Origin of the sequence: Streptomyces polyrhachis, from assembly GCF_042663125.1 — a bacterium.
Taxonomy (GTDB): domain Bacteria; phylum Actinomycetota; class Actinomycetes; order Streptomycetales; family Streptomycetaceae; genus Streptomyces; species Streptomyces polyrhachii.
Genome location: NZ_JBHSZO010000038.1, coordinates 1 through 21,562, shown reverse-complemented (window position 1 = coordinate 21,562; position 21,562 = coordinate 1). Strand labels below are relative to the sequence as shown.

The 21,562-nt window shown below is 74.0% G+C and carries 21 protein-coding genes; 6 read left to right on the top strand and 15 right to left on the bottom strand.

Translation table 11 applies throughout. From position 1 onward, the window contains the following. Positions 1 to 49: 49 nt before the first annotated feature. Entirely contained in the window at positions 50 to 1,114 is a 1,065-nt protein-coding gene (locus ACFQLX_RS21115; RefSeq protein WP_386417449.1) for a DUF6397 family protein, read from the bottom strand. A 116-nt stretch (positions 1,115 to 1,230) separates the two neighbouring features. Here ACFQLX_RS21115 and ACFQLX_RS21110 point away from each other — a divergent pair, with 116 nt between their 5' ends. After that, positions 1,231 to 1,659, top strand: coding sequence for a PPOX class F420-dependent oxidoreductase (locus tag ACFQLX_RS21110; protein WP_386417447.1), 429 nt, complete (start codon positions 1,231 to 1,233; stop codon positions 1,657 to 1,659). A 22-nt stretch (positions 1,660 to 1,681) separates the two neighbouring features. Here the strand turns inward: ACFQLX_RS21110 and ACFQLX_RS21105 are convergent, their stop codons facing one another. The 5 genes from ACFQLX_RS21105 to ACFQLX_RS21085 form a co-directional block, all read right to left on the bottom strand. Continuing rightward, a complete protein-coding gene (locus tag ACFQLX_RS21105) occupies positions 1,682 to 2,299 on the bottom strand; it encodes a GTP-binding protein (RefSeq protein WP_386417445.1) in 618 nt (205 codons plus the stop codon). Beyond that, positions 2,280 to 2,693: a DUF742 domain-containing protein gene (locus ACFQLX_RS21100; RefSeq protein ID WP_386417443.1), complete on the bottom strand. Its 414-nt coding sequence runs from the start codon at positions 2,691 to 2,693 to the stop codon at positions 2,280 to 2,282. Before ACFQLX_RS21100 ends, ACFQLX_RS21105 begins: the two co-directional genes overlap by 20 nt. A gap of 14 nt (positions 2,694 to 2,707) precedes the next feature. Beyond that, positions 2,708 to 3,148 (bottom strand): roadblock/LC7 domain-containing protein, encoded by a 441-nt coding sequence (locus tag ACFQLX_RS21095; protein WP_386417441.1) that lies wholly within the window; start codon positions 3,146 to 3,148, stop codon positions 2,708 to 2,710. After that, positions 3,145 to 5,871 (bottom strand): sensor histidine kinase, encoded by a 2,727-nt coding sequence (locus ACFQLX_RS21090; RefSeq protein WP_386417439.1) that lies wholly within the window; start codon positions 5,869 to 5,871, stop codon positions 3,145 to 3,147. Before ACFQLX_RS21090 ends, ACFQLX_RS21095 begins: the two co-directional genes overlap by 4 nt. Positions 5,872 to 5,960: 89 nt before the next feature. Beyond that, positions 5,961 to 6,734, bottom strand: coding sequence for an MHYT domain-containing protein (locus ACFQLX_RS21085; protein ID WP_386417437.1), 774 nt, complete (start codon positions 6,732 to 6,734; stop codon positions 5,961 to 5,963). A gap of 277 nt (positions 6,735 to 7,011) precedes the next feature. On the opposite strand from ACFQLX_RS21085, the gene ACFQLX_RS21080 reads away from it, so the two are divergent. Beyond that, positions 7,012 to 7,347, top strand: a complete 336-nt coding sequence (locus ACFQLX_RS21080; protein WP_386417435.1) for a hypothetical protein — start codon at positions 7,012 to 7,014, stop codon at positions 7,345 to 7,347. A gap of 68 nt (positions 7,348 to 7,415) precedes the next feature. On the opposite strand, the gene ACFQLX_RS21075 is transcribed toward ACFQLX_RS21080, so the two are convergent. Further along, entirely contained in the window at positions 7,416 to 7,601 is a 186-nt protein-coding gene (locus ACFQLX_RS21075; protein ID WP_386417434.1) for a hypothetical protein, read from the bottom strand. 136 nt (positions 7,602 to 7,737) lie between these two features. Continuing rightward, the gene (locus ACFQLX_RS21070; RefSeq protein WP_386417433.1) at positions 7,738 to 8,892 is read right to left on the bottom strand and encodes a citrate synthase; all 1,155 of its coding nucleotides are present in this window, start codon (positions 8,890 to 8,892) and stop codon (positions 7,738 to 7,740) included. Positions 8,893 to 8,984: 92 nt separating this feature from the next. On the opposite strand from ACFQLX_RS21070, the gene ACFQLX_RS21065 reads away from it, so the two are divergent. Next, a complete protein-coding gene (locus ACFQLX_RS21065; RefSeq protein WP_386417431.1) occupies positions 8,985 to 10,226 on the top strand; it encodes a citrate/2-methylcitrate synthase in 1,242 nt (413 codons plus the stop codon). Positions 10,227 to 10,238: 12 nt separating this feature from the next. Here the strand turns inward: ACFQLX_RS21065 and ACFQLX_RS21060 are convergent, their stop codons facing one another. Together ACFQLX_RS21060 and xylA are read right to left on the bottom strand one after the other, a co-directional pair. Next, the gene (locus ACFQLX_RS21060) at positions 10,239 to 11,210 is read right to left on the bottom strand and encodes a serine hydrolase (RefSeq protein ID WP_386417429.1); all 972 of its coding nucleotides are present in this window, start codon (positions 11,208 to 11,210) and stop codon (positions 10,239 to 10,241) included. Positions 11,211 to 11,438: 228 nt separating this feature from the next. Then, positions 11,439 to 12,620: a xylose isomerase gene (gene xylA / locus ACFQLX_RS21055; RefSeq protein WP_386417427.1), complete on the bottom strand. Its 1,182-nt coding sequence runs from the start codon at positions 12,618 to 12,620 to the stop codon at positions 11,439 to 11,441. Positions 12,621 to 12,768: 148 nt separating this feature from the next. On the opposite strand from xylA, the gene xylB reads away from it, so the two are divergent. Next, complete coding sequence (gene xylB, locus ACFQLX_RS21050) at positions 12,769 to 14,196, top strand: xylulokinase (RefSeq protein ID WP_386417425.1); 1,428 nt, start codon at positions 12,769 to 12,771, stop codon at positions 14,194 to 14,196. Positions 14,197 to 14,238: 42 nt separating this feature from the next. On the opposite strand, the gene ACFQLX_RS21045 is transcribed toward xylB, so the two are convergent. Both ACFQLX_RS21045 and ACFQLX_RS21040 read right to left on the bottom strand, forming a co-directional pair. After that, positions 14,239 to 15,234, bottom strand: coding sequence for a hydroxyacid dehydrogenase (locus ACFQLX_RS21045; RefSeq protein WP_386417423.1), 996 nt, complete (start codon positions 15,232 to 15,234; stop codon positions 14,239 to 14,241). A 259-nt stretch (positions 15,235 to 15,493) separates the two neighbouring features. Continuing rightward, positions 15,494 to 16,984 carry an SCO1417 family PLP biosynthesis transcription factor gene (locus ACFQLX_RS21040; protein WP_386417422.1) on the bottom strand — a complete coding sequence of 497 codons (1,491 nt, stop codon included), beginning with the start codon at positions 16,982 to 16,984 and terminating at the stop codon, positions 15,494 to 15,496. A gap of 190 nt (positions 16,985 to 17,174) precedes the next feature. Here ACFQLX_RS21040 and yczE point away from each other — a divergent pair, with 190 nt between their 5' ends. Next, positions 17,175 to 17,870, top strand: coding sequence for a membrane protein YczE (gene yczE / locus ACFQLX_RS21035; RefSeq protein ID WP_386417495.1), 696 nt, complete (start codon positions 17,175 to 17,177; stop codon positions 17,868 to 17,870). A 256-nt stretch (positions 17,871 to 18,126) separates the two neighbouring features. After that, entirely contained in the window at positions 18,127 to 18,501 is a 375-nt protein-coding gene (locus tag ACFQLX_RS21030; RefSeq protein ID WP_386417421.1) for an RNA polymerase-binding protein RbpA, read from the top strand. 107 nt (positions 18,502 to 18,608) lie between these two features. Here ACFQLX_RS21030 and fxsA read toward each other — a convergent pair whose 3' ends face one another. From fxsA to lnt, 3 genes are all read right to left on the bottom strand, one after another. Beyond that, positions 18,609 to 19,181 (bottom strand): FxsA family membrane protein, encoded by a 573-nt coding sequence (gene fxsA, locus ACFQLX_RS21025; RefSeq protein WP_386417420.1) that lies wholly within the window; start codon positions 19,179 to 19,181, stop codon positions 18,609 to 18,611. Between the two features lie 3 nt (positions 19,182 to 19,184). Then, complete coding sequence (locus ACFQLX_RS21020; RefSeq protein ID WP_386417419.1) at positions 19,185 to 19,952, bottom strand: polyprenol monophosphomannose synthase; 768 nt, start codon at positions 19,950 to 19,952, stop codon at positions 19,185 to 19,187. Continuing rightward, the coding region (gene lnt / locus ACFQLX_RS21015) for an apolipoprotein N-acyltransferase (protein WP_386417417.1) at positions 19,949 to 21,562 on the bottom strand (1,614 nt) is incomplete at its 5' end. The genes ACFQLX_RS21020 and lnt, both read right to left, overlap by 4 nt.

Here is a 21,562-nt window from a genome sequence, read left to right as displayed (position 1 = left end):
GAACGGGCCGGGGGGCGCGGGCGATCCGCGGCCCCCGGCCGTCCTCTCCTCACCGCGCCGCTCCCGGGCGCAGACCCAGCCGGCGCAGCAGCCCCCGCGCCCGCTCCGGGGACGCCCCGCACAGCGCCGCGGAGGGCGGCGCGAGGCCGTCCGCGGCGCGCGCCTCGCTGAGCGCGAGGCTCAGACCCACCCGGTAGCGAAGGACCTCGTCCGCCTGCTCCGCCCGCAGCACCGCGGCCGCCACCAGCCGGGCCTCGGGTGAACTGCTCCGCGCCGTGAGCGACTCCGGGCGCAGCTCCGCCAGCCTGGCGCGCTCCGCGCCGTCCACCACCAGCTCGGCGACCTCCGCGTCCGGCAGGACCGCCGCCTGCACCGCCGCCCGGCTCCAGGGGTCCTCCTGCGCCGCTTCCCCGGCGAGCAGCCACCGCACGGTGCGCTCACGCCAGAGCCGGGGCCGCCAGTCGCCGCCGTCGGCCACCAGTGCCCGGACCCCTTCCGGTGTGCAGTCCCGCAGCAGCTCCGGCTCGCGCTCGGCGAACTCCTCCAGCTCCTGCGCGAGATACAGCCACACCACCGCCCGGTAGCGGTTCACGGAGAAGCGCATGGGTGCGAAGCACCCCGCGCGGGCCAGTCTGGCGAATCTGGCCGCCCCGATACCGAGCAGCCGCGCACCCTCCAGGGTGCCCACCAGTCGTAGCTGGGCCCGCAGCGCCTCCGGATACCCCGCCTCGCTCCGCACCCGGTCGATCTCCGCCCACGGCACCCGGCGCCGCCCGTGCGCACCGGCCGTCGACCGCACCGCACCCAGCTGGACAGCGACCTCCAGCTCCCGTGGCTTCAACCCCAGCTCGACCGCCGCGCGGGCCAACGGCACCACCGCCTCCGGCCCGCCCGGCGGCCTGCAGCGCGCGCTGCCCACCGACCTGCCCACCACGGCGGCCGACCGCCGACTGCCGGCTCCGGGCCGCTCCGGCGCCTCGGCCCGCCCGGGCGGGCGGCCCCCCGGCCCTGCGGACAGCGGCCTTGTCCGCCCCCGCCGCTCGGTCCGCTGCTCCGCCCGCTGTCCTGCCCGCGGCTCCAGCCGCCCGCTTCCCCGCACTGTCTGCTCGGTCACGTCCCTGCCCCCGCTCGTTCGCGATCACGTGGTCGCGCAATCACGCGACTACATTGCGTAACGAAACTACCGAGCGTCGCGGAGCTCCCGCAGTTGCCTGTGGATAACTTGGAGCCATGGCAGAGAAGATGACCGAAGAGCAATGGCGTGCCTTCGTCCTGGCAGGCACCCGCACCGGCAAGCTCGCGACCGTACGCGCGGACGGCAGCCCCCACATCGCCCCGATCTGGTTCCTGCTGGACGGAGACGACTTCGTCTTCAACACCGGCGCCGCCACGGTCAAGGGCCGCAATCTCGCCCGCGACAACCGGGCCGCGCTGTGTGTGGACGACGACCACGCCCCGTACGCCTTCGTGATCGTCAACGGGCAGGTCGAACTCAGCGACGACCTCGACGAGGTCCGCTCCTGGGCGACGCGGATCGCCGCCCGCTACATGGGCGAGGAGCTGGCCGAGCAGTACGGCGAGCGCAACGGCGTGCCCGGTGAACTCCTGGTACGGCTGAGGCCCCACCAGGTGCTCGCCGAGGCCGACGTCGCGACCTGACCGACCTCCTCAGCCGACCTGCTCAGCCGACCGGATCGGCCTCCACGGAGTCGAGCAGCCGGGCGGTGTGCATCCGCCCGGCATACTCGACCAGTCGGATGAGCACCTCCTTTCCCGAATCCTTGTCCCGGGCGTCGCACAGCACCACCGGAGTGCCCGAGTCGAGGTCCAGGGCACGGGACACCTCGTGCGCGCCGTAGGAGCGCGAGCCGGGGAAGCAGTTCACCGCTACCAGGAACGGGATGTTCCGGTGCTCGAAGTAGTCCACGGCGGGGAAGCAGTCCTGGAGGCGGCGGGTGTCGGCCAGCACCACCGCGCCGAGCGCTCCCGTGGCCAACTCGTCCCACAGGAACCAGAACCGGTCCTGCCCGGGTGTGCCGAAGATGTAGACCGCGAGCCCCGACCGGATGGTGATCCGGCCGAAGTCCATGGCCACGGTGGTGGTGGTCTTCTTCTCCACCCCGTCGATGTCGTCGACCGTCTGACCCGCCTCGCTCAGCTGCTCCTCGGTACGCAGCGGGCGGATCTCGCTGACGGAGCCGACCAGGGTGGTCTTGCCCACCCCGAATCCCCCGGCGACCAGTATTTTCAAGGTCAGCGCGGTTCCGTCGACAGAGCGGTCAGAGTGCACGGAGTCCATCGATCACTTCTCTCAGGATCTTCTCGTCGGGCAGCAGTGCGGGGGGCACAGGACGGCTGACCCGGATGACGTTCATCTCCAGCAGGTCGCCGAGGAGTACGCGTATGACCCCGACCGGCAGATCGGCCTCGGCGGCCAGTTCGGCGACCGTCTGCGTCTCCACCAGGCACAGGTCGATCAACTGCCGGTGCTCGTAGCCGAGCGCGGCCCGGTCCGCCTGGGCCAGTGCGGCCTCCTCGACGTCGATCAGCGCGATCAGGTCGAAGGCCACACTGGTCGGTCCGGGGCGGGTGCGCCCGCCCGTCATCGCGTACGGGCGGACGAGCGGGCCGGCCTCCGCGTCGTACCAGTGGCTGCCGCCCGGGGGCGTGCCGTGGAGCTTCTCCGGGTTCATCTCACTCCCCACCCTCATCCACCGCTCGGCGGCTCGTTGGTCATCACTCGCGGCGGGGTGTGCAGATGCTCCCCCACGCGCTTCACCAGCCGGGCCATCTCGTAGGCGATCAGACCCATGTCCGCGTGCGCGGAGCTGAGGACGGCGAGGCAGGAGCCGTCGCCGGCGGCCGCGACGAAGAGGAAGCCCTCGTCCATCTCGACCATCGTCTGGCGTACGTCGCCGGCCCGGAAGTGGCGGCCGGCGCCCTTGGCCAGGCTGTGGAAGCCCGAGGCCACGGCGGCGAGATGCTCGGCGTCCTCCCGGGAGAGGGTGCCGGATGCGCCGACCGCGAGGCCGTCGTTGGAGAGCACCACCGCGTGCTGTGCCTCCGCCACGCGCGCCACCATGTCGTCCAGGAGCCAGTCGAGCTCACCGGAGCCGTGGGCGGGGTTGATCGTGCCCGGCTCGATCATTCCTGGTCTCCTTCGTGCTTCCTTCTGCTGTCGTCTTTTCCGGCGGCGGGTCTCGCTTTGCCGCCGGAGGGGCTGCCGGAGCGGCCGCCGCTCAGGCCCCCGCCGCGGACCCAGCCGCTGCGGTAGGCCGCCATCCGGGCCCGAGCCTCCTCCGGGCTGCGGTCGCGGGGGGCGCGCGGCGCGGGGCGGCTGCCGTTGGAGGGCTGCTCCCTGCCGCCTGCCACCTCGCGCAGTTGGGGCGCCAGGTTCGCCTGCCGCACCCGGCGCGGCAGATCGGCGTCGTCGGGGACGTACGGGCTCTCCCGCCGCTCGAACGTATACGGATCCTCCCGCGTCGCTGGCGCGGGGGCCGGTGGGGCGGAGACCGGGACCGCCTGGGCGGACAGCGGGCGCCGGGTCTTGCGCTGCGGCAGGTCCACGACGTCCTCGCCGGGGGACGGCCGCGGGCTGAGGGCGACACGCTCGCGGCCGGGGTCGAGCGGGCGCCCGGCCGGTACCGGCTCGGGCACGCGCTCCATCATCCGCTCGCGCAGCGGTGACTGCTCGAGCGGGGGCGCGCCGCCCTGGGCCGGCGGGGCGGCCTCGGTGGGGCTCTGCAGCAGGGCGCGCGGGAGGAGGACGACCACGGTGGTGCCGCCGTAGGGGGAGGCCCGCAGGGAGACCTTGATGTCGTGGCGGGCGGCGAGGCGGCTGACGACGAAGAGGCCGAGGCGGTCGCTGTCGAAGAGGTCGAGCGTCTCGGACTCCTCGATGCGCTGGTTGGCGGCGTCGAGGGTCTCCTTGCCCATGCCCAGGCCGCGGTCCTCGATCTCGATGGCGTAGCCGTTGCCGACCTGCTCACCGTAGATGCGCACCTTGGTGTGCGGCGGGGAGAACTGGGTGGCGTTCTCGACGAGTTCCGCCAGCAGGTGGGTGAGGTCGGCGACCGCGGTGCCGGACACGGACTGCTCGGGCAGTGTGCGGATCTCGATACGGGCGTAGTCCTCGACTTCGGAGACGGCGGCCCGTACGACGTTCTGCAGCGGGATGGGCATCCGCCAGGCGCGGCCGGGGGCCGAGCCGGAGAGGATGATGAGGCTCTCCGCGTGGCGGCGCATCCGGGTGGTGAGGTGGTCGAGCCGGAAGAGGTCCTCCAGCTCTCCGGGGTCGTCGGCGCGCCGCTCCATGCTGTCCAGCAGCGCGAGTTGGCGGTGCACCAGGACCTGGCTGCGGCGGGCGAGGTTGACGAAGACGCCGGAGATGCCGCTGGCCAGCTCGGCGCGCTCCACGGCGGCGAGCAGGGCCGCCCGGTGGACGGTGTTGAGGGCCTCGCCGACCTGGGCGATCTCGTCGTCGCCCGGCAGACCGACCGGCGCCTCCCGGTCGATGTCGAGCTCATCGCCGGCGCGCAGCCGCCGCATGGCGTAGGGGAGTTTGCGGCGGGCGAGGGCGAGCGCGCTGTTGCGCAGGCTGACCAGCTCCACGACCAGGCCGCGGCCTACGCGCACGGAGATGACGAGCGCGGCGACGACGGCGAGCAGGCCGAGCAGCACCGCGGCGCCCGCCGCGGTGAGGACGCCTTCGGTGAGCGGGTCGGAGCGCGTGGCGGCGGCCCGTGCGGCGCTGTCGGCGATCTCGTCGAAACCGGCCTGCACGGTGCTGGAGGCACGCTCCCAGTCGGCGGCGGAGACGGCGCCGCCGGCGTCCCGGCCGGGGGCGGCGGCGCTCACCCGTGCCTCAAGGGAGGCCAGTTCCTGGAAGAGGGGTCCGCGGGAGAGCTGCTGCCAGGTGTCGCGCTCGCGCTTTTGCAGGTCGTCGGCGGCGGACTCCAGGGCGGTGCGGGTGGCGGCGGCTCCGATGAACGCGCGCTGCTCCCGCGCGTCGAGGGAGCCCGTGCGCTGCCCCCAGGTGAGCAGCGCGCTCTCGCGGGAGAGCATCTCGCCGGCGCGGGCGAAGTCCAGCAGGACGCGGGCCTCTGAGGCGGCCGCGGTGTCCTGGATGCCGCTGAGCGAGCCGCCGATCCGGAAGGCCTTGTCGACGGTCGCGGTGTACTGCCCGTACGCCTGCGACCAGTTCGTACGCCCCTCGTGGACGGCGGTGCGCAGCTGCGCCAGCCGCTGCCCGGCGGCCACGAACTCGGCGAGCCGGGTGACGGCGCCCTCCGGCAGCCCCTTGCCCTCGGCGACGGTGTGGCCCGGGGCGGCCAGGAGCGGGGCCAGGGCGCGCTCCGTGGTGCGGGACTGCTTCTCCACGGCCGCCCAGCCGCTCTGCTCGGGGGCGGCGAGGTAACGGGCCACCGCCAGCCGCTCGTTCTGCAGCTCCGCCACGGCCTGGGAGAGGGGTGCGCGGACCTGCGTGTCGACCTGCTGGAGCTGGCGCAGCCTGGCGACGTCCTGCGCGGTGGTGACCGTGGCGTAGCCCCACAGCGCGATGAGGGAGACCACCGGCACCATCAGGACGGAGATGACCCGGGCGCGGACGGTGCGCGGGCGCAGCCCCCGGCGCCTGCCGTGCTCTGCCGCGGCCGGCGCTGCCTCGGGGCGCTCAGTGGAGCCGCCTCCCGGGGAGCGCCGGGTGGTGTCCCAGACCGGGGGGGCCGTTTCGTCGGCCGGCGGGCCGGCGTGCCGGCGCCGTCCCCGGTCGGGCGGCTCAGCGGTGGTACCGCTGTGCCGGAGCCGTCGCTCGGCTCCGTTCGGCCCGGGCCCCGGGGGCCCGTCGGCCGGTGTGCTGCCAGGTGTTCGCATCGCGACCTCGTGTCAGGAAGACGCCCCCGTGAGAGGCAGTTGAGCAGTCGAGCGGTGGTTGCCGTGCCGCCCGGGGGCGGCGGGGAGGACTAGAGGACGGCGCTCTCCTCGATCCGTTGCGCCGACACGGAGTCGGCCTGTTCCTGCGCTGTCGGGGAGAGCGCGACGAAGGCGGAGGTGAGGAAGAGGTAGGAGCCGAGGCCGACGGCGAGGGGGAAGATGAACTGCATCGCCGTGGCCCCGGCCAGCGCGCCCGCGGCGGGCTCCATGGTGGCCTTCACGGCCGCCATGCCGGTGTAGTGCATGCTGCTGACCGCTGCCCCCATCACCAGGGAGGCCAGTCCCACGGCGAGCGGGGAGCGGATGTTCAGCGCCGCCCACAGCGCCGCCGTGGCGGCCACCACGGCGATGGCGACGGAGAGGCCCACCAGCAGCGGGTCGTAGGAGAGGGTGCCGTTGATCCGGACCGCGGACATGCCGATGTAGTGCATGCTCGCCACGCCCAGGCCGGTCGTGAGGCCGCCGAGCGCCAGGGCGCTGCCGCGCCCCTGCCCGTAGCCGACGGCGAACACGCCGCCGCCGACGACGGCCATGGCGACGACCAGGCTCAGCACGGTGAGGGGCACGTTGTAGCGGATCTCCGTACCGCTGACGCTGAAGCCGAGCATCGCGACGAAGTGCATCGTCCAGATGCCCGTACCGAGCGCCGAGGCGGCGGTGATGAGCCAGTTGCGCCGGGCCGCGCCCGACGCCGCGAGGGCGCGCAGGGTGCAGCGCAGTGCCAGGGCCGCTCCGATGCAGGCCATGGCGTACGAGAGAAGGGGTGTCAGCCAGCCGAAGGTGGCATGGTCCAGGTGTCCCATATCTCCTGGACGCTAGTCCGATTGGGGGCGCACGCCGGGGGCGCTGTTCGAAATCTGATCGGATTTGACAGTTTTGAAAGGTGAATTGACCGTCTCGCGATCGAAGTTGGCAGCGGATGGCGGACTTTCCGCTGTCATATGCCGGGCGGTTCATCGGAGTTCATCGGAGTTCATCGGCGGCCGTCGTCGGCCAGCAGCGGCGGCCGTGCGATCGTGCGCTGGAGCGGGTAGCAGAAGACTGACAGCAGCAGCGAACATCCGAGCGAGGTAGGTCCAGGTGCGCCACAGCCTTCGCATACTCCCCGGCCGTACGTTCCTCCGGCACTGGTTCCCCCATCGCACCGGGGAGCCGGCGCGGCAGACGGCCGCGGACCGGCCGGCGGCCGCGGAAGCGCGCCGCCACAACCTCTTCGAGGCGGCGGCCGTGTACGTCGCGGCCTGCGCCGAGAACGACGAGCAGGGCAGCGCCGAGGCCGCCCGGTGGGTGCAGCCGGAGGCGCTCACCTTCGGCGTGCACGAGCTGGCCTGCCGGGCGCTGATCGCCCTGGCGCGCGAGCGCGACGAACCCCCGCAGACGGTGGCGCGCAGCCTGCTGGGGCTGCCCGCGGCCTGAGGACTTCCTCCCCACCGCCTCCCTGCCGGCCGTACAGCCGCGCCGGCGGGGAGGTCCGCGCCGCCGCCTCAGCGATCCAACTGCTTGCGCGTGATCCTGCGCAGCCGCCGGCGCTGGGACGGGTCGAGCAGCAGATACGCGGCGGTCGGCACACCCACGAGCACCAGCAGGGTGAGCAGCAGCGATTCGGTGACGATGAGCAGCAGCACCGCGGCGGCCACACCGCCGACCATCACCTTGGTCTTGTTGGACATCTTCCAGCCCTCCTCGGCGGCTCGAACACCGCCCTCCCGGTGGGAGAACGCGCGGCCGCGCGGCCAGGTTCCGTTATCCCACGCGGGGGCCGTTCCCGTCCTCCTGCCCAAGGACGGGAACGGCCCCCGAGGGGAGTCAGGGAAGCGGCTGCGGCGCCTCGGGGCCCACGTAGCGCGCCGCCGGGCGGATGATCTTCGAATCCTCCGCCTGCTCCAGGACGTTGGCACTCCAGCCGACGACCCGGGCCGCGGCGAAGGTCGGCGTGAACATCTCGCGCGGCAGGCCGCAGAGCTCCATCACCACGCCGGCGTAGAACTCCACGTTCGTGTGCAGCTCCCGGCCGGGCTTGAGCTCCGCGAGGATCTCCACGACCCTGCGCTCCACTTCGACCGCGAAGTCGGTCAACGGGCCTCCGATTCCCCGGGCGATGCCTTTGAGCATCCGCGAACGCGGGTCCTCCGTACGGTAGACGGGGTGGCCGAAACCCATGATCCGCTCGCCCGCCAGCACCCGCGCGCGGATCCACGGGTCGATCCGGTCGGGGGTGCCGATGGCGTCCAGGGTGTCCAGCGCGCGGCTGGGCGCGCCGCCGTGCAGCGGTCCCGACAGGGCGCCGATCGCGCCGGTCAGGCAGGCGCCGAGGTCGGCGCCGGTCGAGGCGATGGTGCGCGCCGTGAACGTCGAGGCGTTGAACCCGTGGTCGATGGTGGAGATCAGGTACGCCTCGACGGCGCGGACCCGCGCGGGCTCGGGCTCCTCGCCGGTGAGCATGTAGAGGTAGTTGGCGGCGTACGGCAGGTCCGCGCGCGGCTCCACCGGCGCCAGTCCCCGGCCGATGCGGTGCAGCGCCGTGAGGATCACCGGCACCTTGGCGCAGGCGGCCAGGGCGTCGGCCGTGCGCTGCTCGCGGCCGATGTCGTACAGCGGCCGGAAGTCCGCCGAGGCGGCGGTCTGCGAGAGGGCGGTACGCAGGCCCGCCAGCGGCCCGGCGAGCACGCAGGAGCGGGCGATGGCGGGCAGCGCCTCGCGGACGTCCTCCGGCAGCGGGCGCAACACGGCGGTACGGGCCAGGAATTCGGCACGCTGTGCCTCGCTCGGCAGCTCTCCGTGGAACATCAGGTACCAGACGTCCTCGAAGCCGCGCCGCTCGGCCAGTTCCACGGCCGAGTACTGGCGGTAGTGGTAGAAGCCCTCGCGTCCGCGCACATCGCCGAGCCGGGTCTCGGTGACGATGACGCCGCTGAGCCCTCGTGGGGCCTCGATGGGGACATTGACCGGAAGCGTTGTCATGACTGTTCCTCCCTTGCACTCAGTGCCACCATCTACCTTGACCGAAATCCTGTCAACGTTGATTGAATCAATGTTCTAGAGTGGACGACATCATGAGTGGTCATCAGGACGGGTTGAGTACCAAGCAGGTCGCCGAACGGCTCGGGGTGAAGCCCGAGACCGTCTACGCCTATGTCAGCCGCGGGCTGCTCACCAGCCGCAAGTCCCCCGGCGCGCGCGGCAGTTCCTTCGATCCGCAGGAGGTCGAGACCCTCGCCCGCCGCCACGGCCGGCCCCGTGCGGGCAGCGCCGGAGCGGAGGGCGCGGCGCCCGGCTCCCCGGCCGTCCGCACGGCCGTCACCCTGATCGACGGGGATCGCTACTACTTCCGCGGAGTGGAGGCGACGGCCCTCGCGGAGGCGTATCCGTACGAGGAGGTCGCCGACTGGCTCTGGACCGGCCGGCTCACCCCCGGGCTGCGGTTCACCGCCCGGGAGGAGCTGCTCCGCGCCGCCAGGGCGGCCGTCGCGGCCCTGCCCGCACACGCCACCCCCGTGGACGGGCTGCGCACCGTGGCGGTGGCGGCCGCGGCGGCCGACCCCCTGCGCTTCGACCTGTCGGCCCCCGCGGTGCACACCACGACGCGCGGCCTCGTCGCCGCCTTCACCGACGCGCTCCCGGCGGCGGGCCGCCCACCCGCGCGCGGCGCGCCCCTCGCCCACCGCCTGTGGACGCGTCTCAGCCCGGCGTCCCCCCACCCCGCGGCCCTGCGCTGCCTGGATTCCGCGCTCGTCCTGCTCATCGACCACGACCTGGCCGCCTCCACCCTCGCCGCCCGGGTCGCCGCCTCCGCCCGCGCCAACCCCTACGCGGTCGTCTCCACCGGCCTCTCCGCACTCGACGGCCCGCTGCACGGCGCGGCGAGCGGCCTGGCGCACCGGATGCTGCTGGACGTGCTGGAGCGGGGCGCGGCGCCGGTGGTCTCCGAGCACTTCCGTGCCGGCCGCCGGGTGCCCGGACTCGGCCACCGGCTCTACACCGGCGAGGATCCGCGCGCCCAGCTGCTGTTCAGCCTGCTGGACGAGGTGCCCGCGGCCCGGCGGGCGCTGGACGCGGCGCAGGAGGTCGTCGAGATCTCCGCGCGCCACACCCCGCTGCACGCCAACGTCGACCTCGCCCTGGCCGTCCTGTCGTCCTCGGCCGGCATGCCCGCCGAGGCCGGCGAGACGGTCTTCGCCGTGGCCCGTACGGCGGGCTGGATCGCGCACGCGCTGGAGGAGTACGGGGAGCGGCCGCTGCGGATGCGCCCCAGCGGCAGCTACACGGGACCGCGCCCGCCGCAGCCGCTGCCGTGACCGGCCGGCGGGTCACGCCGTGGGCGGGCTCGTCTCCACCAGGGCCCGTACGGCCGCCGAAGCCGCCTGCTCCACCAGCGCTATGCCGTCCTCACGGGTGGGCTGGTCCGCCGTCAAAACACTGAGCAGCAGCCGGTGCCCGTCGCGTTCGACGACGCCGATGCTGTTGACGTCCCACAGTTTCGTACGGCTGCGCATCAGCCAGCCGTTCTTCAGCACGCGCGGCGCCCCGGGCCCGGCTGCCGTTACGCCCCAGTCCTGGCCCGGGACGATCGCGCCCATCAGCGAGGCGACGTAGCGCCTGGACTCCCCTGACAGCGGCGAGTCCTCGGCGAAGACCGCCCGCAGCAGCGTGAGCTGGTCGGCGGCGGTGGTCTGCGTCAGCCCCCAGGTCCCCCAGCCGCCGGCGGTGGTGGCGCCCAGGCCCAGGGTGCCGTTGGCGCGGTCGAGGGCCTGCGGACCGCCCAGGACGCTCCACAGCCGGTCCGTGGCCTCGTTGTCGCTGGAGCGGATCATCGCCGACGCCCACTGCCGCTGGACGGCGGTGAGCGCGGCGCCGTCGCGCTCACCGCGCAGCAGCAGCGCGGCGAGGATGTCGACCTTGACGATGCTCGCCGTGTCGTACGTACCGGTGCGGGCGCCGTAGACCGCCCGCGCCCCGGTGTCCAGATCCTGGACGGCGAGCGTGTAGCGCCCGGCGTGCGGGCCCAGCGCGTCCAGGGCCCCGCGGACCGCCTTCGCCGGGTCGGGCGCGCGCACCGGGGTGGCGTGCCGGTCCGCGGCCTGGGGCGGCAGCGCGCGGGCCGCCGGCGCGTCGGGCGCGGCGAGTACCGCGCGGGGCGCCGGGACGGGGGTCGCCGTACTGCCGGAAGCAGGCGATCCGCTGGCGGTGAGGGCGGCCGCGACGGCGAGCAGGCTGACAGCGGCGGCCGGCCGCCACGTACCCCGTCCGGCAGGCGCTCTCCACGCCGGAACCTTCCGCACCGCGCCCCTCCCGCCCGGCTCCCCGGATCGCGACGCCGCCGGGGACGGCGGCGCGGGACCGGGGAGTCAGAGATCGACACGGCGGTCCTGTACGCGAAGGGATCACTCCACCGAGCGCCGTGGCCAGCAAAGGTATCCCGCACCCAGCCCGGGTTGAACCCTTGTTCGGGCACGATATGTGGCTGTTACCTCAGCGAGACGGGGGCCGTCGCGAGGACCGCGGGCGCTTCACCGCCCGCACGCCGCCCGCACGCCCAGCAGATGCTCCACCGCCAGCTGGTCCAGCCGCTCGAAGGCCATCCCGCGCCGCGCTGCCGCGTCCGCGTCGAAGTCCTCAAGGGCACTGCGGTCGGCCAGCAGCCCCGCCAGCCCGGACGCGTCCGCCGTGGGCCGCGCCAGCTGGTCCAGCCGGCTGTCGAGCAGCGCCGCGCGGACCTCGGGATCGGCCCGGAAGGCGGCCGCGCGCTCCTTCAGGATCAGGTAGGTGCGCATGCAGCCGGCCGCCGAGGCCCACACGCCGGCGCCGTCCTCCGTACGCGGCGGCTTGAAGTCGAAGTGGCGCGGACCGGCGTATCCGCCCCGCTCCAGCAGGTCGACGAGCCAGAACGCGGAGCGCAGGTCGCCGGCGCCGAACCGCAGGTCCTGGTCGTACTTCACGCCGCTCTGCCCGTTCAGGTCGATGTGGAAGAGCTTTCCGGCCCACATGGCCTGGGCGACGGCGTGCGGGAAGTTCAGCCCCGCCATCTGCTCGTGCCCCACCTCGGGGTTGACGCCGAAGAGTTCGGGCCGCTCCAACCGCTCGATGAACGCCAGGGCGTGCCCGACGGTCGGCAGCAGGATGTCGCCGCGCGGTTCGTTGGGCTTGGGTTCGAGGGCGAAGCGCAGGGCGTGACCCTGCCGCGTGACGTACTCGGCGAGCAGGTCGAATGCCTCCTTCATCCGGTCGAGTGCCGCCTGGACGTCCTTCGCGGCGCCCGACTCCGCGCCCTCCCTGCCTCCCCAGGCGACGTAGACGGTGGCGCCGAGTTCGGCGGCCAGGTCGATGTTGCGGATGGTCTTGCGCAGGGCGTAGCGGCGTACACCGCGGTCGTTGGCGGTGAAGGCGCCGTCCTTGAAGACGGGGTGGGTGAAGAGGTTGGTGGTGGCCATCGGCACCTTCAGGCCCGCGCTGTCCAGTGCCTGCCGGAAGCGCTTGACGTGCCTCTCGCGTTCGGCCTCCGAGGCGCCGAAGGGTATGAGGTCGTCGTCGTGGAAGGTCACGCCGTACGCGCCGAGCTCCGCCAGCCGCGCCACCGTCTCGACGGGGTCCAGCGCCGGGCGGGTGGCGTCCCCGAAGGGGTCGCGGCCCTGCCAGCCGACGGTCCACAGGCCGAAGGTGAACCTGTCCTGCGGGGTGGGGATGTACGTCATGACGCCCTCCGCGGCTGTGTCCGTCAGGGTCCGTCAGGGTCCGTCAGGGTCCGCCTGCGTCCGTCTGTCGCCACCCCGACGCGTTCGTTAGAGTCCTCGACAAATTAGTGCGCACGTCCGGTCCGGGGAAGAACACGCGGAGGTCGCCATGGGTCCGTTCGTCGCCGGTGTGGACAGCTCGACGCAGTCGGTCAAGGTGCTCGTCGTTTCCGCGGACACCGGCCGCGTCGTGGCCGAGGGCCGCGCCCCGCACACCGTGACGGCGGGCGGCGCGGCGCGCGAGAGCGATCCGAGGGACTGGTGGCGGGCGCTCGGCGAGGCGCTGGCCGACTGCGGCGACGCCGTACGCCAGGTGGCGGCCGTCTCCGTCGCCGGGCAGCAGCACGGCCTGGTCACCCTCGACCGCCACGGCGAGCCGGTGCGCCCCGCGCTCCTGTGGAACGACGTCCGCTCCGCGCCGCAGCGCGAGCGCCTGCTCGCCGAGCTGGGCGGGGCGAAGGCGTGGGCCCTGCGCACGGGCAGCGTGCCCGCGCCGTCCTTCACGGTCACCACGTGGGCATGGCTGCGGGAGCACGAGCCCGGGGCGGCCGCCGCCACCGCCGCCGTACGGCTGCCGCACGACTACCTGACGGAGCGGCTGACAGGGACGGCCGTGACCGACCGGGGGGACGCCTCGGGCACCGGCTGGTGGGACGCGCGCGGTGAGGTGTACGACGAGGAGACCCTCGCGCACGTCGGGCTGCCCTCCGACCGCCTCCCCCGCGTGCTGCGGCCCGGGGAGGCGGCCGGCACGGTACAGGCCGGACTGCCGCTCCCCCGCGGCGCGCTGGTCGCCGCCGGGACGGGCGACAACATGGCGGCGGCGCTCGGGCTCGGCCTGCGCCCCGGGCAACCGGTGCTCAGCCTCGGCACCTCCGGCACCGTCTACGCGGTCTGCGAGGAGCGGCCGGCGGACCCCACCGGCACGGTCGCCGGATTCGCGGACGCCCGCGGGGACTGGCTGCCGCTCGCCTGCACCCTCAACTGCACGCAGGCGGTGGACCGGTTCGCCGCCCTCCTCGGCCGCTCCCGGGAGGAGGTGGAGGCGGGCTCGACGGCGGTGGTGCTGCCCTTCCTCGACGGCGAGCGCACCCCCCATCTGCCGCACGCCTCCGGACTGCTGACCGGGCTGCGGCACGACACCACCCCCGGACAGCTGCTGCAGTGCGCCTACGACGGCGCCGTGTACGCGCTGCTGACCGCGCTGGAGCTGGTGACCGGAACGCGGGGCGAACCCGGCGCCCCGCTGCTGCTGATCGGCGGCGGCGCCCGCGGGGCCGCCTGGCGCGAGACGGTACGCCGGCTCAGCGGGCGCCCCGTACAGGTGCCCCGTGCCCAGGAGGTGGTGGCACTGGGCGCGGCGGCGCAGGCGGCGGGGCTGCTGCTCGGGGAGGATCCCGCGGCGGTGGCGCGCCGCTGGGGCACCGCGAAGGGCCGTCGCTACGAGGCGGTGGACCGGGACGACGGGGCGCTGGAGCGCATCTCCGCCACGCTGCGGGACGCCGGGACGCTGCTGCGCCGGGGCCCAGGCGGCTGAGGCGCGGCGCCTGCGGTCACGCGGGCGTCTCACGCGGTCGTCTCACGCGGTCGTCGCCAGGATCTCCCGCGTCATCTCGTGCCGCAGCGGTTCGGCGGCCAGGTGCCGGGCGATCTCGTCCACCACGATGCGTCCCTGCCGCCGGCGCACCTGTACCGCGCCCGCCGCCTCGTGCGGTGTGAGCAGGACGTTCGGCAGACCGCGCAGGGGGCTGGAGACGGGGAGCGGCTCCTCGTCGTACACGTCCAGCGCGCCGTCCAGTCGGCCGTCGCGCAGTTCGTCCAAGAGGGCCGCGGAGTCGACCAGCCAGGAGCGGGCGGTGTTCACCAGTCCGGCGCCGTCGGGCATCAGCGCCAGTTCGCGGCGGCCGATGAGTTCGCGGGTCTCGGGGATCGCCGGGGCGTGCAGGGAGACGATGCGCGAGCGCCGCAACAGCTCGTCGAGGGAGACGAGTTCGGCGCCCAGAGCGGCCGCCCGGTCGGCGTCCGCCAGCGGATCGGCGAGCAGCAGGACGCCGCCGAGCGCCCGGACCATCTCCATGTACGCGCGGCCGGTCCGCGAGGCGCCGACCACCCCGATCACCGAGCCGCGCAGTTCGCTGGCCGGCAGTGTGCCGTACTTGGTGCGCGTCCAGCCCGCACCGGAGTGCAGGGCGTGGTCGAAGCGGTGGATGCGGTGCAGCAGCGCGAGGGTGAACGCCAGGGAGACCTCCGCCACCGCGGGCGCCATCGCCTCGCCGGCCTGCGAGACACGGATACCGCGGGCGAACACCTCCTCGCCGACGAGGAAGCGCAGCGCCGCGCCGGTGTGGGCGATGAGCTTCAGCCGGGGTGCCTCCGCCAGCAGCGGACCCGCCAGCCGCGGGGTGTTCCAGCCGGTGACGACGACCTCGGCCGCGGCCAGCTCCTTCGCCAGCTCCTCGGGATCGACGCCGCAGACCCGCAGTTCCCCCGCCGCCTCCAGCTCCCCCCACTGCTCCGGGGTGAAGAACAGCCTCCGCAGCCCCTCTTCGAGAGCGACGACGATCGTGGGGCGCATGGGTCCTCCGCAAGGCGTCAGGCGAACGGGATTTCGGCTCAGCCCCGAACCCTAGATGGTTCGTTCGGGCCGCCGCAGGGGCCACACCTGGTCCTGGCGGCCTTTCAGGTGTTTCGTCGCCCCGACACCGTCGGCACCTCCGCAGAAGTCCGTCCGTTTTGCCACATATCTATAGTCTCTCGCCGTGGCTCGCCGCCGTCGCCCAGCGCAAGGGTCCCGACGGCGGTGAGCCGACCCCTCCCCCGCCCTCGCCGCGGCCCTACGCGATCAGCGAACCCACCGGTTCCGCGGGAGAGGTCCCGCCCTCCGCCACGAAACGCACCGCGGCCGCCAGCCGCGCCACCGCCTCCTGCGCCACCGCGCCGTCCACGATGAACGGCACCCGTACGAAGCCCTCGAAGGCGCCGTCCACCCCGAAGCGCGGCCCGGACGGGATCCGCACCCCGAAGCGCTCCCCCGCCTCCGCGATCCGCGAGCCCGACTGCCCGCCGGTGCGCACCCACAGCGTGAGTCCGCCGCGCGGCAGCTCGAAGCGCCACTGCGGCAGGTGCGTGCGCAGTGCCCCGGCGATGGCGTCGCGGTTGGCCCGCGCCTGCTCCCGCCGCAGCGCCACCGCCTCGTCCCAGCCGCCCGTCTCCAGCAGCCAGCCCACCGCCAGCTGCTCCAGTACGGGCGTACCCAGGTCCGCGTACGCGCGCGCCGAGACCAGCGAGCGGATGATCTCCGGCGCGGCCCGCACCCAGCCGATCCGCAGCCCCGCCCAGAACGCCTTGCTGGCCGAGCCGACCGTCACCACCGTCGAACCGCCCGGGTCGAAGGCGCACATCGGCGGCGGCATCTCCTGCGGCCCGCCGTCCAGGGAGATCTCCATCATCGTCTCGTCGGCGATCAGCGCCGTACCGGCCGACCGCGCCGCCTCCACCAGGGCGCGGCGCTGCTCGGCGCCGGCCAGCGCGCCGGTGGGGTTGTGGAAGTCGGCGATGACGTACGCCAGCCGGGGCGCCGCGTCGCGCAGGATGCGCCGCCACACGGGCAGCTCCCAGCCCGCGAGCCCCTCCCCCATGGCCACCGGCACCAGCCGCGCACCCTCCTCGCGCATCAGCTGCAGGATGTTGGCGTACGAGGGCGAGTCCACGGCGATCCGCTCGCCGCCGCCGGCGAAGAGCCGGATGAGCGCGGCCATGGCGCCCATCGCCCCGGTGGTGATCATGATCTGCTCGGGCATGGTGGGCACCCCGCGCGCGGTGTAGCGCGCGGCGACGGCCTCCCGCAGCGCCGGGAGCCCGGCCGGGTAGTCGCCGTGTGTCCGGGCGTATAGCGGCAGTTGGTCCAGCGCCCCGTGCATGGCGCGCGTCAGCCACGGCTCCGGGGCTGGCAGCGCGGCGCAGCCCAGGTCGATCATCGAGCCGTCGGACTCGGGCGGCAGCGGTTCCAGGCCGCGGGTGGGCAGCGGGTGGCCGGCCGGCAGCGAGGTCCAACTGCCCGCGCCGCGCCGGGACTCCAGGAAGCCGGCCGCCCGCAGGTACTCGTAGGCGGCCGCGATCGTCGTACGGCTGACGGAGAGCGCCAGCGCCAGCTCACGCTCGGCCGGCAGCCGGGTGGCGACGGGGATGCGCCCCTCCAGCACCAGCAGCCGCACGCCGTCCGCCAGTGCCCGGTAGGCGGCGACCTTGCGGCCGGCGGGCGGCTGCTGGGAGCGCAGCAGCCGGGCCAGCTGCACCGCACCGATCGCCGAGGTCCACTGAACCATCGCTACCAGTCCACCTTTCCTGGATTGGCCATGGAGCCGAGAGGTTTCCGGGCCACAGAGTGGCACGTGTCGGTCCGCCAATGCCAGAGGGGGATGAACTTTGTCCGGTTCATCGCAGTCCACGCCGCGCTCCACCGCCCAGTCCACCGTCCAGCCCACCACCCAGTCCACCTCCCGGTCGGCCCGCGCCGTGCGCCGCCTCGCGCGCGAGCCCCGCCTCCCGCGGCGGCTGGTCCAGCTCTACGCCGGGCTGCTGCTGTACGGGGCCAGTTGCGGACTGACCGTCGACGCGGGGCTCGGCGTCGACCCCTGGGACGTCTTCCACCAGGGCGTGGCCGAGCGCGTCGGCCTCTCGATCGGCACCGTCTCGATCATCGTCGGCGCCCTGGTGCTGCTGCTGTGGATCCCCCTGCGCCAGCGCCCGGGGCTGGGTACGGTGTCCAACGTCGTGCTGGTCGGCGCCTCCATGGACGCCGCGATGGCGCTCACGCCGGACGCGCACAGCCTGCCGTACCAGATCCCCCTGCTGCTGGCGGGCATCGTCCTCAACGGCGCGGCCACCGGGCTCTACATCACCGCGCGCTTCGGCCCGGGCCCGCGCGACGGGCTGATGACGGGACTGCACGCGCGCACCGGGCGCTCGATCCGCGCGATGCGCACCCTGATCGAGGTGACCGTGCTGGCGACCGGCTGGGCGCTCGGCGGCACGGTGGGCGTCGGGACGGTGCTGTACGCCGTCGCCATCGGCCCGCTGTCGCAGTACTTCCTGCGCGCCTTCACGATCGACCGGAATCGCCCGGACCCGGCCCCGCGCCCCGCGAAGGCGATCGCGCCGGGCCGCCCGGCCGACCCGGCCGGCGACACCACCGGCGCCGCGTCAATTTAGGGGTCCGGGGCGCGGACCGGTAGGGTACGCCCTTGGCCCGCTCGGTGGACCGTTACGCATCCTGCGAGATGACTTCAGAAGATGACATCTCCTTTCGTATGTGAAAAAACGGACAACAGCGGGTACTGGCAATGGGGCGGCACGACGGGCGACGCGTATTCCGAAACGGGAATCTTCATCGCCCACCGGACGTTGACCCGGATGACGACGACAGCGACACCTGTCCTGTGGGCGACAAGCCCGGGAGGCACGATTCATGAGTGAGCGAGCTCTTCGCGGCACGCGCCTCGTGGTGACCAGCTACGAGACGGACCGCGGCATCGACTTGGCTCCGCGCCAGGCCGTGGAGTACGCATGCGAGAACGGACATCGCTTTGAGATGCCGTTCTCGGTCGAGGCGGAGATCCCGCCGGAGTGGGAATGCAAGACCTGCGGCGCCCAGGCTCTGCTGGTGGACGGCGACGGTCCGGAGGAGAAGAAGACCAAGCCCGCTCGTACGCACTGGGACATGCTCATGGAGCGGCGTACCCGCGACGAGCTGGAAGAAGTGCTCGCGGAGCGACTGGCTGTGCTGCGCTCGGGCGCGATGAACCTCGCGGTGCACCCGCGCGACACCCGCAAGTCGGCCTGACGGCCGAGATCCTGCGTTCAGGGCCTGCCCCCCTCGGTTGAGGGGGGCAGGCCCTCGGCGTATCCGCAGGCGCCCGAAGGCCGGTCCGCACGGGCCGCCCGGCAGGCTCAGGAGCCCTGCGGCGGCTCGTCCTCCCGCACGACCTCGCCCTGCACCACCTTGCCGTCCGGCCGGTGGATACGGGCCTGGGTGAACGCCGTGTTGAGGCCGCCCAGCTGATCGGGCACGGCGGCCCGGCGCACCGCCCGCTCCACCCGGCGGCGGACGAAGGAGCGCACCGGAGGAAGCAGCAGGAGCAGCCCGAGGGCGTCCGAGGCGAAGCCGGGGAAGATCAGCAGCAGCCCCGCGAGCATCGTGAGCGCGTTACCGGAGCCGTCCGGGCGCGCGCCCGGCGCCGCCCCCGGCTGGAGTGCCTCGCTGAGCCCCCGCCAGGCCCGGCGGCCGGCCCGCTTGACCACCACGGCGCCGAGCACCGCTCCGGCGACCATCAGGGCCAGCACCCCGAGCACCCCCACGCGGGAGCCGATCTCGATCAGCAGCCACACCTCCAGCACCACCCACCCCGCCACTACCAGCGGCAGGAAGCGGGCCGCCCCGCGCCGTCGCCGGGGCGGGCGCGCACCGGGGCCCGAGGGGGGTGGCGGGCCCGCCGGGCCCTCGTACGGCTGGGGAGTCGTCATGACTCAAGTGTGCCTGCGGCCGAGGAGCTGGCGCGCGCGGGTGGCCAGTCCCCAGGAGGTGACCCGCCAGAGGGCCTCCACGACGATGTCCCGGCTCATCTTGGAGTCGCCGCGCTCGCGCTCCACGAAGGTGATCGGCACCTCCACGACGTGGAAGCCGCAGTGCGAGGCCCGGCGGGCGAGGTCGACCTGGAAGCAGTAGCCCTGCGAGGCGACGTCCGTGAGCCCGAGGCCCTCCAGGGTCTCGCGGCGGAAGGCGCGGTAGCCGCCGGTCACGTCGCGGATGGGGACGTCCAGCATCAGCCGGGAGTACGTGCTGCCGCCGCGCGAGAGCAGCACGCGGTGGCGGGGCCAGTTCACCACGCGCCCGCCGGGCACCCAGCGCGAGCCCAGCACCAGGTCCGCGCCGCGCAGCGCGGTGAGCAGCCGGGGCAGCTCCTCGGGCTGGTGGGAACCGTCGGCGTCCATCTCCACGAGCACGCCGTAGCCCTCGTCCATGCCCCAGCGAAAGCCCGCGAGGTAGGCGGCGCCCAGCCCCTCCTTGCCGGCCCGGTGCAGGACGTGCACGTGGTCGTCCTCGGCGGCCAGCTCGTCGGCCAGCTTGCCCGTGCCGTCGGGGCTGTTGTCGTCGGCCACCAGGATGTGCGCCTCGGGCACCGCGGCGCGCACCCGCTCCACGATGGGTCCGATGTTCTGCGCCTCGTCGTACGTCGGGATGATCACGAGTACGCGGCCCAGCGGTCCGTAACTCCGCTGTCCACCCTGCTTCACAGCTGGCCCTTCCCTTCCTTGCGGGCGCGGCGGCCGAGGAGGTAGGCGGCTGCGCAGGACACGAGGCCCACGATAGCGAGCACCCACTCGGGTCCGGGACCCAGCCGGTCGGAGAGCGTCCGGTCGTCGCGCAGCGGCAGCTCGGCCGTGAGCACGTCGCGGGTGAACTCCTTCGTCTCCTGGCGGATCGTCCCGTCCGGGCCGACGACGGCGCTGATGCCGCTGGTGGCCGCGGTGACGATCGCCCGGCCGTGCTCCACGGCGCGCAGCTTGGACATGGCGAGCTGCTGCTGGGGCTGGCCGGTGTTGCCGTAGGTGGCGTTGTTGGTCTGGATCACCAGGGCGCGGGCCCCGGCGTTCACGGTGTCGCGGACGATCTGGTCGTACGCCACCTCGAAGCAGATGACGTCCCCCAGCCGCGCGGGGCCGACCTGCAGCACTCCGGTGTGGTCGCCGGGGTAGAAGTCGCGCGGGACGCGCTGCAGCCGCGTGATGACCTTGCTGAGCTGCTCGCGGAAGGGCACGTACTCGCCGAAGGGCACCGGGTGCTGCTTGGTGTACGAGGCGCCGGGGCCCTTGACGGGGTCCCAGACGATGCCCTGGTTCTCGACGTAGCCCTCCTTGTGCGGGTAGTCGACGAGGGCGCCGACGAGGACGGGCACGCCGATGTCGCGGACGGCCCCGTCGATGGCGGCGCGCGCCTCGGGTTCGGTGTACGGGTCGAGGTCGGAGGCGTTCTCCGGCCAGATCACCAGGTCCGGGCGCGGGGTGCGCCCCGCCCGTACGTCGGCGGCGAGCTCGGCGGTGGCGGCGACGTGGTTCTCCAGGATCATCATGGGACGGCCGAGGAAGTTCATGCCGGGCTGCTGCACGTTGCCCTGGACGACGGCGATACGGACGGTCTCGTCGGCCGCCGAAGGCACCGGGACGGCGAAGCCGGCGAGGAGGACGGCGACGCCGAGTCCGGCCGGCAGCACCAGGCCGCGGACGGCCCAAGCTGCCGGACCCGCCGCTGCCGGGCGCGGTGCCTCCCGCAGCCGACGGGCGGCCAGGAGCGCCGCCGCGAGGAGCGAGCCGCACAGGGCCACCGCGAAGGTGACGAGCGGGGCGCCGCCGAGCGCGGCGAGCGGGGTGAAGGGCGAGTCGGTGTTGGCGAAGGCGAGGCGGCCCCAGGGGAAGCCGCCGAAGGGGATCCGGTCGCGGGCCCACTCCTGCGCCACCCACAGGCAGGCGCCCCACAGCGGCCAGCCGGGCAGCCGCGAGACGGCCGCCAGGGCGGGGCCGAGCGCCAGGAAGAACGCCGCCTGGACGGCCGCGAGGCCGATGGTGGCGTCCCAGCCGATGACGTGCAGCCACGCGAGCAGCACGAGGAAGAACGGGAAGGCGAAGGCGAAGCCCAGCCAGCTCGCCCGGCCGGCACCGCCGCCGCGGACCAGCAGCGCCAGTGCCGCCACGGCGAGCAGGGAGAGCGGCCAGAGGCCGTACGGCGGGAAGGCGAAGGCCAGGGCGACGCCGGACAGCGCCGCGAGGGCGGAGGCGGGCAGCGTCCGGCGGATCGCCGCACCGGCGCGCCGCAGCCGGCCCGGGCGGCCGGCCGGCGGCGGCGCGGG